This is a genomic window from Streptomyces sp. NPDC090442 (assembly GCF_044769405.1).
Classification (GTDB): domain Bacteria; phylum Actinomycetota; class Actinomycetes; order Streptomycetales; family Streptomycetaceae; genus Streptomyces.
This window is the reverse complement of sequence record NZ_JBIVXW010000126.1, coordinates 1-13,555: the sequence shown is the minus strand read 5'-3', so window position 1 is coordinate 13,555 and position 13,555 is coordinate 1. Positions and strand designations below refer to the sequence as shown.

The window sequence follows — 13,555 nt, the reverse complement described above, 5'->3', positions numbered from 1 at the left end:
CAACGCCGCAGGGGGTCCCCCCGCGCCCTTAAGGCGTGGGGGAGTGCGTGCCAGACGCCGCGACGCCGCGGAGATCCGTCAGAAGCGCCCTAGGCCCGCGCCGAGCGCGACCGGCGGGCCGCCGCGCCCGCCCGCTCCACCAGGGCCACCAGGTGGTCGTTGACCAGCTCGGGCCGCTCCAGCATCACCAGGTGCCCGGCGTCCGGTACGCACACCAGCTCGGCGTCGGGCAGCACCTCGGCGATGGTCCGGCTGTGCTCGGCCGGGGTGATCAGGTCCTCCTCGCCGGCCAGCACCAGCGCGGGCACCGCGTCGTACGCCACCAGCGCCTCGGTCTTGTCGTGCACCGCGAACGCCGGGAAGAACTCGGCGACCACATCGATCGGCGTCGCCTCGATCAGCCGCTCCCCGAACCGCGCGATCGCCGGGTCCACGTCCGGACCGCCGAACGAGTACCGCTTGATCAGCCCCGCGAACAGATCCGCGGTGGCCCGCCGCCCGCGCTCGACGATCTCGCTCTGCCGCCCCAGCGCCCGCAGCACCCCGGGCGCCAGCCAGTGGAACGCCTTCGACCCCATCGACGGCAGCCCGAACCCGACCTCGCTCAGCCGGCCCGCCGACGTCCCGATCAGCGCCACGCCGACCACCCGCTCCGCGACGTACTCGGGGAACTGGTCGGCCAGCGCCATCACCGTCATCCCGCCCATGGAGTGCCCGACCAGCACGATCGGCCCCTCGGGCACCGCGGCGTCCAGCACCGCCTTCAGGTCCCGGCCCAGCAGGTCGATGGTGACCGGCTCGGTGCCGTCGATCTGCCCGTGGCCTCGCGCCGAGCGGCCGTGGCTGCGCTGGTCCCAGTGGACGGTGCGGACCGCGCCGCGCAGCACGGCCCGTTGGAAGTGCCAGGAGTCCTGGCTGAGGCAGTAGCCGTGACTGAAGACGACCGTGGGCGCCGGGGAACGTCGCCCCAGCGCCGCCGCGAGCCGCTTGTGCAGCCCGCTCCGGGCCTCCTGGACCGCCCGGACCTCCTTGCCCGCACGGGCGCCCGGCGCGCCGTTCACGGCCACCCTGCCACCCCGGGACGGCTTCGGGGCCGGGCCGTCCGCGACCTCGTCGACCTCGTAGTACAGCGCGGTCCCGTCCTCGGCGACCGCCGTGCCCGGGGTGCCGCGCAACGTCCCGTACGGGCCGACCGCGTCCAGCGCCAGCCGGGCCCGCCGGCGCATCCCCCGGCCGACCGTCAGCCGCTCCATGGCCACCCCGGCCGCCGCGCCCGCCGCGACCACGCCGATCGCCAGACCCGCGAGGCCCGCCTGGCGGCCCGCCTTGGCCCAGTTGCCCGCCGCCTCCGCGGCCGTCTCGACGGCCTGCGCCGCGGCCTCCGTCCCGTCGGTCATGCCACGCCCCCCGTCAGCGCCGTGTCACCTTCCCGCCGGTCCCCGACCTGCGCGGGGACCTCGCTGTCCACATAGACGCGCGGCACCCGCTTCCCGATCCGGGTGACGATCTCGTACCCGATGGTGCCGGCCGCCCGCGCCCAGTCCTCCGCGCTCGGCTCGCCGCGGTCCCCGGGCCCGAACAGCACCGCCGGCTCGCCGACCTCGGCCCGGTCGCCGCCCAGGTCGACCACGAACTGGTCCATCGCGACCCGCCCCGCGATCGTCCGCCACTTCCCGGCGACCAGCACCGGCCCCGTCCCCGAGGCGTGCCGCGGAATGCCGTCGGCGTACCCCAGGGGCACCAGCGCCAGCGTGGTCTCCCCCGGCGTCGTGTAGTGGTGCCCGTACGACACCCCGTGCCCGCCCGGCACCCGCTTCACCGACGCCAGCGACGCCTCCAGCGTCATCGCCGGCCGCAGCCCGAAGTCCTCGGGAGCACCGACCTCCGGGCTGGGCGAGACGCCGTAGATCCCGATCCCGCTGCGGACGAGGTCGAAGTGGGCCTCGGGGAGGGTGAGCAGCGCGGGGGTGTTGGCGATGTGCCGCACCTTTGGGCGCAGCCCGGCCGCCTCGGCGACCGCCAACGCCCGGCGGAACTCGGTCAGCTGGGCGGCGATCGACGGGTGCCCGGGCTCGTCGGCGCAGGCGAAGTGCGACCAGACGCCGGTGACGGTGAGCACCCCCTCGGCCTCGGCGGCGCGGGCGGCGGCGGTCAGCTCCGTCCAGTCCACGGGCGGACAGCCGTTGCGCCCCAGGCCGGTGTCGATCTTCAACTGCACGCGCGCGGTGCGCCCGCGGCGCCGCGCCGCGTCCGCGACCTCGCGCAGCGCCCACATCCCGCTCACCGAGACGTCCACGTCCTGCTCGATCGCCCGGCCCCAGGGCCCGCCCGGCGTCCACAGCCAGCACATCAACCGGCCGCGGTCGCCGGCCTCCCGCAGCGCGAACGCCTCCTCGGGCAGCGCCACGCCCACCCAGCCCGCACCGGCCTCACGGGCCGCACGGGCACAGCGGACCGCGCCGTGCCCGTAGCCGTCGGACTTGACGACGGCCATCAGCTCTGCCCCGGGGGCGCGATCCCGCAGTGCACGGACGTTCGACCGCACGGCGGCGAGGTCGATGGCGGCACGGGCGCGCTTAGCTGTCTCGTTCATCCCCCTCAGTGTCGCAGGCGACCCGGCCCCAGGGGCCGGGTGACGCCACAGTCGTCCCACGTTTGTGGGGCCTTCCCACATCAGCGGCCCAACGCTTTGGCGCATCCCGCCGAACCCCGCCACCGCCGGATTACTCGCCGTAGCGAAGAAAGGGGACCAAACCGCCGCCGGCAACGCCGCACCCGCGCCGCACCCCCACGCGGGAAGTCAAGAGCACACGTTGGCCCACGCCTCCCCCAACGCCCCCGCGACCTCCGACGCCGCGATCGGCTCGCCGTGCGGCCCGGCCGCGAGGCGCCCCGCGAGGCCGTGGAGGTAGGCGCCCACCGAGCCCGCGTCGCGCGGCGCGAGGCCCGCGGCGAGGAGGGCCCCGGTGAGGCCGGAGAGGACGTCGCCGCTGCCGGCCGTGGCGAGCCAGCCCGTCCCGGTGGGATTGGCCCGCACCGGAACGCCCGGCGCCGGGTCCGCCACCAGCGTCGTCGAGCCCTTCAGCAGCACCGTCGCCCCGTACCGCGCCGCCAACTCCCGTACGGAGCCCAGCCGCGCCGCCTCGACCTCCTCGCGGCCGCGCCCCAGCAGCGCCGCCGCCTCCCCCGCGTGCGGCGTCAGCAGCGTCCCGGCCGCCCGCCGCCGGAGCCGATCCGGCGTCAGGAAGCGCAGCCCGTCCGCGTCGACGAGCACCGGGACGTCCGCGTCCAGGACGGCCAGGACGTCGTCCAGCGCCCCCGACTCGTCGCCGAGGCCCGGTCCGACCACCCAGGACTGGACCCGGCCGGCCTTCCCCGGCGGGCCGGCGTGCACCAGCGTCTCCGGGAACCGCGCCAACACCGCGTCCGCCGCCGGCCCGACGTACCGCACCGCCCCGGCTCCGCCCCGCAGCGCGCCCGCCACCGCCAGCACCGCGGCCCCCGGATAGCGCGCCGACCCGGCGGCCACCCCGACCACGCCCCGCCGGTACTTGTCGCTCTCGGCGGCCGGGCGCGGCAGCAGCTCCGCGACCTCCGCGTGCTGAAGCGCCGTCACCTCGGCGCTCTTTGGCAGGGTGAGCCCGATGTCCACCAGCCGCAGCGCGCCGGCCCGTTCGCGCGCCGGGTCGATCAGCAGGCCCGGCTTGTACGCGCCGAAGGTGACGGTGACGTCGGCCCACACGGCGTCGCCGTGCACCTCGCCGGTGTCGGCGTCCACCCCGCTCGGCAGGTCGACCGCCACCACCCTCGCGTGGTCCCACGCGGCGCGGGCGAGCCGGGCCGCCTCCGGGCGCAGCCCACCGCGGCCGCCGATGCCGACGATGCCGTCGAGCACCAGGTCGGCGCGTTCGACGGCCCGGAGCGGGTCGGTGGCGACCCGGCCGCCGGCGGCGCGGAGGGCCGCCAGGCCGCCGGCGTGGGCGCGTTCGGGCGTGAGCAGCACCGCGCTCACCCCGGCGCCGCGGCGCGCCAACCGGGCGCCGGCGTACAGCGCGTCCCCGCCGTTGTCGCCGCTGCCCACCAGGAGCACCACCCGCGAGCCGTAGACCCGGCCCAGCAACTCGGCGCAGGCGACGGCCAGTCCGGCCGCCGCCCGCTGCATCAGGGCCCCCTCGGGCAGGCGGGCCATCAGCTCCTGCTCGGCGGCCCGCACGGTCTCAACGCTGTAGGCAGTCCTCATGCGGCCAGTGTCACACCGGGGCGGTGCCGGGCGACGCACCGCGCGCCCGACCGCCGACGCGCGCCCGACCGCTACCCCTCGGCGATCACCACCGCCGAGGCGACGCCCGCGTCATGACTGAGCGACACGTGCCAGGACCGCACGCCGAGTTCGGCGGCCCGGGCGGCGACCGTGCCGCGGACCCGCAGCCGCGGCCGCCCGCTGTCCTCGACGTAGACCTCGGCGTCCGTCCAGTGCAGTCCGCCCGGTGCGCCCAACGCCTTGGCCACCGCCTCCTTGGCGGCGAACCGGGCCGCCAGGGAGGCGATGCCGCGCCGTTCACCGCTCGGCAGCGTCAACTCCCCCTCGATGAAGAGCCGGTGCGCCAGCTCCGGCGTGCGTCGCAGCGCCGCGTCGAACCGGTCGATCTCCGCGACGTCGATCCCAACCCCGATGATCACCAGGTCACTCCACCGTCACCGACTTGGCGAGGTTGCGCGGCTGGTCGACCTCGTTGCCGCGGGCGGTGGCCAGCTCGCACGCGAACACCTGGAGCGGTACGGAGGACACCAGCGGCTGCAGCAACACCGGTGTACGGGGCACCCGGACGAGGTGGTCGGCGTACGGGACGACCGCCTCGTCGCCCTCCTCCGCGATGACGATGGTGCGGGCGCCGCGGGCCCGGATCTCCTGGATGTTGGAGACGATCTTGTCGTGCAGGACGGACCGGCCGCGCGGCGACGGGACGACCACGACCACCGGCAGGTCCTCCTCGATGAGCGCGATCGGGCCGTGCTTGAGCTCGCCGGCGGCGAAGCCCTCGGCGTGCATGTACGCCAGTTCCTTCAGCTTGAGGGCGCCCTCCAGGGCCACCGGGTAGCCGACGTGCCGGCCCAGGAAGAGCACGGTGTTCTTGTCGGCCAGGGAGCGGGCCAGTTCGCGGACCGGCTCCATGGTGCCGAGCACCTGCTCCACCTGCGTGCCGATGGCGGCCAGTTCGCGGACCACGGCCCGGATCTCGTCGCCCCACTTGGTGCCGCGGACCTGCCCGAGGTACAGCGCGACGAGGTAGACGGCGACCAGTTGGGTCAGGAACGCCTTGGTGGAGGCGACCGCGACCTCCGGGCCGGCGTGGGTGTAGAGCACCGCGTCGGACTCGCGGGGGATCGTCGACCCGTTGGTGTTGCAGATGGCGAGCACCCGCGCGCCCTGTTCGCGGGCGTGCCGCAGCGCCATCAGGGTGTCCATGGTCTCGCCGGACTGGCTGATGGCGACGACCAGCGTGCGGTCGTCGAGGATCGGGTCGCGGTAGCGGAACTCGCTGGCCAGCTCGGTCTCGCAGGGGATCCGCGTCCAGTGCTCGATGGCGTACTTGGCGATCATCCCGGCGTGGTAGGCGGTGCCGCAGGCCACGATGACGACCTTGTTGACCTCCCGCAGCACCGCCGGCGGGATCCGCACCTCGTCCAGCGAGAGCATGCCCGCGGCGTCGACCCGGCCCAGCAGGGTGTCGGCGACCGCCTTCGGCTGCTCGGCGATCTCCTTGAGCATGAAGTAGTCGTAGCCGCCCTTCTCGGCGGCGGAGGCGTCCCAGTCGACGTGGTAGGCGCGGACCTCGGCGGGCGCGCCGTCGAAGTCGGTGACCGTCACGCCGTCCCGGCGGAGCTCGACGACCTGGTCCTGGCCGAGTTCGACGGCCTCCCGGGTGTGCGCGATGAACGCCGCCACGTCGGAGGCGAGGAACGCCTCGTCCTCGCCGATGCCCACCACCAGCGGGGAGTTGCGGCGCGCCCCGACGACCAGGTCCGGCGCGTCGGCGTGCACCGCGACGAGGGTGAAGGCGCCCTCCAGCCGGCGGCACGTCTGCCGCATCGCCTCGGGCAGCTCGCCGCACGAGGAGTACGCCTCGGCGAGCAGGTGCGCGACCACCTCGGTGTCGGTCTCGGAGGTCAACGCGTGGCCGCGGTCGATGAGTTCGGTGCGCAGCGCGGCGAAGTTCTCGATGATGCCGTTGTGGACGACGGACACCCGGCCGGCGTTGTCCAGGTGCGGATGCGCGTTGACGTCCGTCGGGCCGCCGTGCGTGGCCCACCGGGTGTGGCCGATGCCGACCGCGCCCGAGGGCAGCGGACGATCGGCCAACTCCTTCTCCAAATTGGCCAGTTTCCCGGCCTTCTTGGCCGCCGCCAGTCCGCCGTCGGCCAGGACCGCGACGCCGGCCGAGTCGTAGCCGCGGTACTCCAGCCGCTTCAGCCCGGCCAGCACCACCTCTAGGGCGCTCTGCCCGCCCACGTAACCCACGATTCCGCACATGGGGGGCAGCCTACGCGCCGGCCTCGACCCCGCGCCGTACGGGCGCGCACCGCGACCCGGCCCCGGAATACCCGGCCCGCGCCCGGTCCCGACACCCGTCGCGCGGACCCGCAGGTCGGGCCGTGCGGGCCGGCCGCACCGCCACCCCGCCGCAGCCCGCCCGCCCGCGCGGCGGACAATGGGCCCGTGTCTTTGACGACGGATCCGCACGCGCAACCACGACGCCGCACCGACAGCTCGCCGTACGTCGATCTGACGCGCGCGGAGTGGAGCGCCCTACGGGAGAAGACCCCGCTGCCGTTGACCGCCGAGGAGGTCGAGCAACTGCGCGGGCTCGGCGACGTCATCGACCTCGACGAGGTGCGCGACGTCTACCTCCCGCTGTCCCGGCTGCTCAACCTCTACGTCGGCGCCACCAGCAATCTGCGCGGCGCGCTCAACACCTTCCTGGACGACACCGGCAACGGCCACGGCTCGCAGCCCGGCACCCCGTTCGTGATAGGCGTCGCCGGCAGCGTGGCGGTCGGCAAGTCCACCACCGCCCGGCTGCTCCAGGCGCTGTTGGCCCGCTGGCCGGAGCATCCGCGGGTGGAGCTGGTCACCACCGACGGCTTCCTCTACCCCAACGCCGAACTGCACCGGCGCGGCCTGATGTCCCGCAAGGGCTTCCCGGAGTCCTACGACCGTCGGGCGCTGACCCGCTTCGTCGCGGACGTGAAGTCGGGCCGGGCGGAGGTCACCGCGCCGGTCTACTCGCACCTGATCTACGACATCGTGCCCGACGAGCGGCTGACCGTGCACCGGCCGGACATCCTGATCGTCGAGGGCCTCAACGTCCTCCAGCCGGCGCTGCCCGGCAAGGACGGCCGCACCCGGCTGGGCCTGGCCGACTTCTTCGACTTCTCGGTCTACGTGGACGCCCGGTCCGAGGACATCGAGCGCTGGTACCTCGGCCGCTTCCGCAAGCTGCGCCAGACGGCGTTCCAGAACCCGTTCTCGTACTTCCGCAAGTACACCCAGGTCTCCGAGGAGGAGGCGCTGGACTACGCGCGGATGATGTGGCGCACCATCAACCGCCCGAACCTGGAGCAGAACGTGGCGCCCACCCGCGGCCGCGCCAACCTGGTGCTCCGCAAGGGCCCGGACCACAAGGTGCAGCGGCTGTCCCTGCGGAAGCTGTAGACCACGCGGCGGGGGCGCCCGGGCGACGGCAGAACCGTCGCCGGGGCGCCCCCGTCGGGTGGGAACTCCGTTATCCCAGAGCGGACTTGACCGCGTCGGCGAGCCGCTGCGCGACCGCCCGCGCCTGCTCGATGTCGGCGGCCTCGACCATCACCCGCACCAGCGGCTCGGTGCCGGAGGGCCGCAACAGCACCCGCCCGGTGGCGCCCAGTTCCTGCTCGGCCTCGGCGACCGCCGCGGACACCTCGGGGGAGCTGCCCACCCGGGACTTGTCGACGTCGGGGACGTTGATGAGGATCTGCGGCAGCCGCTCCATGACGCCGGCGAGCTCGGCCAGGGTGCGGCCGGTCGCGGCGACCCGGGCCGCCAGCATCAGGCCGGTCAGCGTCCCGTCGCCGGTGGTGGCGTGGTCCAGCACGATGACGTGCCCGGACTGCTCGCCGCCCAGCGCGAAGCCGTGGGCCTTCATCTCCTCCAGGACGTAGCGGTCGCCGACCGCGGTCTGGACGAGGGCGATGCCGGCGCGCTCCATGGCCAACTTGAAGCCCAGGTTGGACATGACGGTGGCGACGACGGTGTCCTCGCGCAGCGTGCCGGCCTCGTGCATGCCGAGCGCCAGGACGGAGAGGATCTGGTCGCCGTCGACCTCGTTGCCGGCGTGGTCCACGGCCAGGCAGCGGTCGGCGTCACCGTCGTGGGCCACGCCCAGGTCGGCGCCGTGCTCGACGACGGCGGCGCGCAGCTTGTCGAGGTGGGTGGAGCCGCAACCGTCGTTGATGTTCAGGCCGTTGGGCTCGGTGCCGAGGGTGATCACCTCGGCGCCGGCCCGCGCGAACGCCTCGGGCGAGACCCGGGCCGCCGCGCCGTGCGCCCCGTCGATGACGATCTTCAGCCCGTCCAGGCGGTTGGGCAACACGCCGACCAGGTGCGCGACGTACTTGTCGAAGCCCTCGTCGTAGTCGGTGACCCGGCCGACGCCGGAGCCGGTCGGCCGCTCCCACGGCTCGCCGGAGCTGTGCGCCCGGTAGGTCTCCTCGATCCGGTCCTCCAGCTCGTCGGCCAGCTTGTGGCCGCCGCGGGCGAAGAACTTGATGCCGTTGTCGGGCATCGGGTTGTGGCTGGCGGAGAGCATCACGCCCAGGTCCGCGCCGAGCGCCCCGGTCAGGTACGCGACCGCCGGGGTCGGCAGCACGCCCACCCGCAGCACGTCCACCCCGGCGCTGGCCAGACCCGCGACCACCGCGGCCTCCAGGAACTCGCCGGACGCCCGCGGATCGCGACCGACCACGGCCGTCGGCCGGTGTCCTGCAAACGTCCCCGCCTCGGCCAGCACGTGTGCCGCCGCGACCGACAGGCCGAGCGCCAGCTCCGCCGTCAGGTCCGCATTGGCGACGCCGCGCACACCGTCCGTGCCGAAGAGTCGTCCCACTGGTGTCCTCCGAGTAGATGAGCTGTGACCGGGGTCCGGATTCCAGGTATACGCCGCCGGTCTGGGTAAGCCGAACGCCCCGGCAGCACGGAAGTGCCACCGGGGCGTTCGCCAGGGCTGCCTCGTGCAGCGCGCGATTAGCGCTTGCTGTACTGCGGAGCCTTGCGGGCCTTCTTGAGACCGGCCTTCTTGCGCTCGACCGCACGGTCGTCACGCTTGAGGAACCCGGCCTTCTTCAGGGCGGGACGGTTGGCGTCCACGTCCGCCTCGTTCAGCGCACGGGCCACACCCAGGCGCAGCGCACCGGCCTGGCCGGAGATGCCGCCGCCGGCGATGCGGGCGATGACGTCGTAGCGGTTGTCCAGCTCGAGCACCTTGAAGGGCTCGTTGACTTCCTGCTGGTGCACCTTGTTGGGGAAGTAGCCCTCAAGGGTGCGGCCGTTGATCTTCCACTGGCCGGTGCCCGGGACGATCCGGACGCGGGCGATGGCGTTCTTGCGGCGGCCCAGGCCGGCGGCCGGCTGCGGCTCACCGAAGCGGGACGCGAGGGACTCGGAGGTGTACTCGCCCTCCACGACCTCGGTCTCGGTGGTGTACTGCTCGACCTCGACCTCGTCCAGCGGGGTCTCGGGGGTGGTCTCAGCCACGATGCTCCTCAGATTCTCTCTGTCGTCTTAGGGGGTGGCCGGACTTACTGCGCGACCTGGGTGATCTCGAACGGGACCGGCTGCTGCGCAGCGTGCGGGTGCTCGGCGCCCGCGTAGACCTTCAGCTTCGAGAGCATCTGACGGCCGAGGGTGTTCTTGGGGAGCATGCCCTTGATGGCCTTCTCGACGGCCTTCTCGGGGTTCTTGTCCAGCAGCTCGTCGTAACGGACGGAGCGCAGACCACCCGGGTAGCCGGAGTGGCGGTAGGCCATCTTCTGGGTGCGCTTGTTGCCGGAGAGGTGCACCTTGTCGGCGTTGACGATGATGACGAAGTCACCGGTGTCAACGTGAGGGGCGTAAACCGGCTTGTGCTTACCCCGCAGGAGGGAGGCGGCCTGGCTGGCCAGGCGACCGAGAACGACGTCCTGCGCGTCGATGATGTGCCACTGGCGCTGAACGTCGCCGGGCTTGGGGCTGTACGTACGCACGTCTTAGCCTTCGCTTCGTGAGTTGGGTATCCCCTGGTCCTTGGCGGACCGCGGGGAAGGGTCCTGTCCTGGCACCACGGCCACTCACACAGCCAGGCGGCACTACGGGCGACGCAACCCGATCGTCCACTGCTGGTCAGCGGCCCTGTAAGCCGGCGTAAGGCCCCTCACGTGAGATGGAGCAAGCCCATACGCATAACGAACTAGCAGGATACTGACCCGACCCCGTACGGGTCAAAACACGCCCCGGACGGACGTGCGACCTGCCCTCTTTCCCCCACCGACAGCACGGCCCCGGCCCCTCGCCACGACCGCCTCCCTCGCCGCCCCCACCGGCCGCGGGGCCCGGCGAACGGGATCCCCTCCGCCCCCCCACACGGACGAGCGTGCGCATTAAGATGCGCGGCATGAGTTTTGGGCAAGGGGGGCCGTTCGGCGGCCAGGGGGATTCCACCCCGAACTGGGAGGCGCTGGCCGACGAGAGCGAGGCCCGCGGCCGCCGCAAGCGCTGGCTGATGATCGGCGGCGGAGCGGTCGCCGCGCTCGCCGTCGCCGGCATCGTCGCCACCGCCGTGATCACCAGCAGCGGTTCCTCCGACGGCAGCCCCTCGGCCCACCCCAGCGCGTCCGGCCAGTCCGCCCTCCCGGACGACAAGCCGTCCTTCCCCGACGTCTCGGTCCCGCCCCCGCCCAACCCGCAGGACTACATCTCCGACCCCAAGAAGGACACCGCGCCGCTCACCCCGGACACCCTCTTCCCGCAGAAGGCGATGGTCGTCGGCGAGCACAGCTACGCGAAGGCCACCGCCGCCAGCACCGGGGACTGCACCGCCGGCGCCCAGGGCGCCCTGGTCTCCTCGCTCAGCCACAACGGCTGCAAGCAACTCCTGCGCGCCACGTACACCCAGGGCGGGGTCGCGGTCACCATCGGCGTCGCGGTCTTCGACTCGCCCGCCAAGGCCGCCGCGGTGATGAACGAGGGCAAGCCCAACCTCATGCCGCTGCCCGGCGGCGGGGTACCCGCCAACTTCTGCCAGGGCAGCAAGTGCCGGATGACCACCAACGCCACCGGCCGCTACGCCTACTTCACCATCGCCGGCTTCACCGGCGGCAAGGACGTCGGCGGGAACGACGCGTCCCAGCAGATCAGCCGGGACGGCGGCGCCTACGCCTTCACGCAGATCGCCCAGCGCGGTAAGGACCAGGCCGCCAAGGCCGCCGCGGAGCAGCTCAAGGAGGCCGAGCGGAAGGCCGGTCGGACCTCCTGACGCCGTAGCGCCGGCCCGCCCGCCGTGGCGGCGCGGGCCGGGCACCGCGTCAGCAGCAGCCGCCCGCCGGCAGCGACCGCTTGTTGCGCGCCTCCTTGTTGCGGGCCATCAGCAGCTCGTCGGCCGGGTACCCGACCTCCTCCAGCGTCAGCCCGTGCGGCCGCACCACGTGCACCGCGGAGTCCCGCACCCCGGCGGCCAGCACCTTGCCCGGCCAGTCCACCGGCCGGTGCCCGTCGCCCACGAACAGCAGCGCCCCCACCAGCGACCGCACCATGTTGTGGCAGAACGCGTCCGCCCGCACCGTCGCCGTGACGATCCCGTCCGCGCCCCGCTCCCAACTCAAGCCCTGGAGCGTGCGGATGGTGGTCGCACCGTCCCGCCGCTTGCAGTACGCGGCGAAGTCGTGCTCCCCCAGCAGCGCCCGGGACGCCTCGTTCATCGCCGCCACGTCCAGGTCCCAGTCGTGCCACAGCACGTGCCCGCGCAGCAGCGGATCGACGCCGCCGTGCTGGTCGCAGACCCGGTACGCGTAGCGCCGCCAGATCGCCGAGAACCGGGCGTTGAAGCCGTAGGGCGCCTCGGTGACCCGCCACACCCGGACGTCCTTGGGCAGCCGCCCGGCCAGCCGCCGCAGCAGCTTGTCGGCGTGCTCGGCCCACAGCTCCGCCGGCAGGTCCACGTGCGCCACCTGCCCGCGCGCGTGCACCCCGGCGTCGGTCCGCCCGGCGACGGTGAGCTCGTAGGTCTCACCGGACCGCGTCACGGTCCGGATCGCGTCCTCCAACTCCCCCTGGACCGTGCGCCGTTCGCGCTGCTTGGCCCACCCGGAGAACTCCGTGCCGTCGTACGACAGGTCCAGCCGCACCCGGACGAACCCGGGCTCCACTTCGTCACTCACACCAGCAATCCTCTCAGGCCGGGCACAGACGAAAGCGGGCCCGCCCCCAAGGGGCGGACCCGCTCACCGCTTCAGCGCCGGACTCAGGCGTCCTTCGACTCCTCGGTGGCGGCGGCCTCGTCGGCCTCCTTCACCGCGCGCTTGGTCGCGGCCTCGGCCTCGGCAACGGTCGCCTTCTTGGCGATCTCGCCCTCGACCAGCTCGATGACGGCCATCGGGGCGTTGTCACCACGGCGGTTGCCGATCTTGGTGATGCGGGTGTAGCCACCCGGACGCTCCGAGAACCGCGGCGCGATCTCGGTGAAGAGCGTGTGCACGACGCTCTTGTTCGTGATCAGCTCCATGACCTGACGGCGGTTGTGCAGGTCGCCCTTCTTCGCCTTGGTCACCAGACGCTCGGCGAACGGACGCAGACGACGGGCCTTGGCCTCGGTCGTGGTGATGCGGCCGTGCTCGAAGAGGTTGGTCGCCAGGTTCCGCAGGAGCGCCTTCTCGTGCGAAGCGCTGCCGCCCAGACGGGCACCCTTGGTGGGCTTCGGCATGGTGTTTCTCCTTCATTGCTGCACCGGCCGTATCAGGTACCGGTGTCAGTTCCCACGAGGCGGCCGCCCCGCGGAAGTCACAAAAAAATCAGCCCGTCCGGAGCCTGAGGGCGAGGCCCTCGGCCGGAACGGCGGGGCGGCCGGAAACCTGCCCGGCCGCCCCGCCGTCAGGCGATCAGTACTGCTCGGTCTCGACGAAGCCCTGGTCCGCGTCGTCGTCCGCGCCGAACGCGTCGGCGGCGGCGGTCGGGTCGAACCCGGGGGGCGAGTCCTTCAAGGCCAGGCCCATGCCGGCCAGCTTCGCCTTGACCTCGTCGATCGACTTCGCACCGAAGTTGCGGATGTCGAGCAGGTCCGCCTCGGAGCGCGCCACGAGCTCACCCACGGAGTGGATGCCCTCGCGCTTGAGGCAGTTGTAGGAGCGGACGGTGAGCTCCAGCTCCTCGATCGGCAGCGCCAGGTCGGCGGCGAGCGCGGCGTCCGTCGGGGACGGGCCCATGTCGATGCCCTCGGCGTCGATGTTCAGCTCGCGGGCGAGGCCGAACAGCTCCACCAGGGTCTTACCG

At 73.3% G+C, this 13,555-nt stretch carries 13 protein-coding genes; 2 read left to right on the top strand and 11 right to left on the bottom strand.

All coding sequences use genetic code 11. The features are described 5' to 3' along the window. Window positions 1-89: 89 nt before the first annotated feature. From ACIQU6_RS42460 to glmS, 5 genes are all read right to left on the bottom strand, one after another. Window positions 90-1,397: an alpha/beta fold hydrolase gene (locus ACIQU6_RS42460; protein WP_403487696.1), complete on the bottom strand. Its 1,308-nt coding sequence runs from the start codon at window positions 1,395-1,397 to the stop codon at window positions 90-92. Beyond that, window positions 1,394-2,593, bottom strand: coding sequence for an alanine racemase (gene alr, locus ACIQU6_RS42455; RefSeq protein ID WP_403487694.1), 1,200 nt, complete (start codon window positions 2,591-2,593; stop codon window positions 1,394-1,396). The genes ACIQU6_RS42460 and alr overlap by 4 nt, the downstream gene beginning before the upstream one ends. 207 nt (window positions 2,594-2,800) lie before the next feature. Further along, entirely contained in the window at window positions 2,801-4,240 is a 1,440-nt protein-coding gene (locus tag ACIQU6_RS42450; protein WP_403487692.1) for an NAD(P)H-hydrate dehydratase, read from the bottom strand. Between the two features lie 71 nt (window positions 4,241-4,311). Continuing rightward, window positions 4,312-4,683 (bottom strand): holo-ACP synthase, encoded by a 372-nt coding sequence (locus ACIQU6_RS42445; RefSeq protein ID WP_403487698.1) that lies wholly within the window; start codon window positions 4,681-4,683, stop codon window positions 4,312-4,314. Between the two features lies 1 nt (window position 4,684). Further along, window positions 4,685-6,532, bottom strand: a complete 1,848-nt coding sequence (glmS, locus tag ACIQU6_RS42440) for a glutamine--fructose-6-phosphate transaminase (isomerizing) (protein WP_403487690.1) — start codon at window positions 6,530-6,532, stop codon at window positions 4,685-4,687. Window positions 6,533-6,718: 186 nt separating this feature from the next. Between glmS and coaA the strand changes: the two genes are divergently transcribed. Further along, window positions 6,719-7,714 (top strand): type I pantothenate kinase, encoded by a 996-nt coding sequence (gene coaA / locus ACIQU6_RS42435; protein ID WP_403487688.1) that lies wholly within the window; start codon window positions 6,719-6,721, stop codon window positions 7,712-7,714. A 70-nt stretch (window positions 7,715-7,784) separates the two neighbouring features. On the opposite strand, the gene glmM is transcribed toward coaA, so the two are convergent. From glmM to rplM, 3 genes are all read right to left on the bottom strand, one after another. Continuing rightward, entirely contained in the window at window positions 7,785-9,143 is a 1,359-nt protein-coding gene (gene glmM, locus ACIQU6_RS42430) for a phosphoglucosamine mutase (RefSeq protein ID WP_403487687.1), read from the bottom strand. A 137-nt stretch (window positions 9,144-9,280) separates the two neighbouring features. Next, window positions 9,281-9,790 (bottom strand): 30S ribosomal protein S9, encoded by a 510-nt coding sequence (gene rpsI / locus ACIQU6_RS42425; RefSeq protein WP_274915091.1) that lies wholly within the window; start codon window positions 9,788-9,790, stop codon window positions 9,281-9,283. 44 nt (window positions 9,791-9,834) lie between these two features. Continuing rightward, window positions 9,835-10,278: a 50S ribosomal protein L13 gene (gene rplM, locus ACIQU6_RS42420; RefSeq protein ID WP_403487684.1), complete on the bottom strand. Its 444-nt coding sequence runs from the start codon at window positions 10,276-10,278 to the stop codon at window positions 9,835-9,837. Window positions 10,279-10,685: 407 nt separating this feature from the next. On the opposite strand from rplM, the gene ACIQU6_RS42415 reads away from it, so the two are divergent. Continuing rightward, window positions 10,686-11,546, top strand: a complete 861-nt coding sequence (locus tag ACIQU6_RS42415) for a hypothetical protein (RefSeq protein WP_403487682.1) — start codon at window positions 10,686-10,688, stop codon at window positions 11,544-11,546. A gap of 49 nt (window positions 11,547-11,595) precedes the next feature. Here ACIQU6_RS42415 and truA read toward each other — a convergent pair whose 3' ends face one another. The 3 genes from truA to ACIQU6_RS42400 all read right to left on the bottom strand — a co-directional run. After that, window positions 11,596-12,447, bottom strand: coding sequence for a tRNA pseudouridine(38-40) synthase TruA (truA, locus tag ACIQU6_RS42410; protein WP_403487680.1), 852 nt, complete (start codon window positions 12,445-12,447; stop codon window positions 11,596-11,598). 83 nt (window positions 12,448-12,530) lie between these two features. Continuing rightward, window positions 12,531-12,989 (bottom strand): 50S ribosomal protein L17, encoded by a 459-nt coding sequence (gene rplQ, locus ACIQU6_RS42405; RefSeq protein ID WP_274915088.1) that lies wholly within the window; start codon window positions 12,987-12,989, stop codon window positions 12,531-12,533. A gap of 175 nt (window positions 12,990-13,164) precedes the next feature. After that, window positions 13,165-13,555: DNA-directed RNA polymerase subunit alpha C-terminal domain-containing protein (locus tag ACIQU6_RS42400; protein WP_403487678.1), on the bottom strand; the 391-nt coding region annotated here is incomplete at its 5' end.

What these genes read in the sequence shown, in the direction of transcription:
- ACIQU6_RS42460 (WP_403487696.1), bottom strand. Translation starts at nt 1,397, where the DNA reads ATGACCGACGGGACGGAGGCCGCGGCGCAGGCCGTCGAGACGGCCGCG.
- alr (WP_403487694.1), bottom strand. Translation starts at nt 2,593, where the DNA reads ATGAACGAGACAGCTAAGCGCGCCCGTGCCGCCATCGACCTCGCCGCC.
- ACIQU6_RS42450 (WP_403487692.1), bottom strand. Translation starts at nt 4,240, where the DNA reads ATGAGGACTGCCTACAGCGTTGAGACCGTGCGGGCCGCCGAGCAGGAG.
- glmS (WP_403487690.1), bottom strand. Translation starts at nt 6,532, where the DNA reads ATGTGCGGAATCGTGGGTTACGTGGGCGGGCAGAGCGCCCTAGAGGTG.
- ACIQU6_RS42415 (WP_403487682.1), top strand. Translation starts at nt 10,686, where the DNA reads ATGAGTTTTGGGCAAGGGGGGCCGTTCGGCGGCCAGGGGGATTCCACC.
- rplQ (WP_274915088.1), bottom strand. Translation starts at nt 12,989, where the DNA reads ATGCCGAAGCCCACCAAGGGTGCCCGTCTGGGCGGCAGCGCTTCGCAC.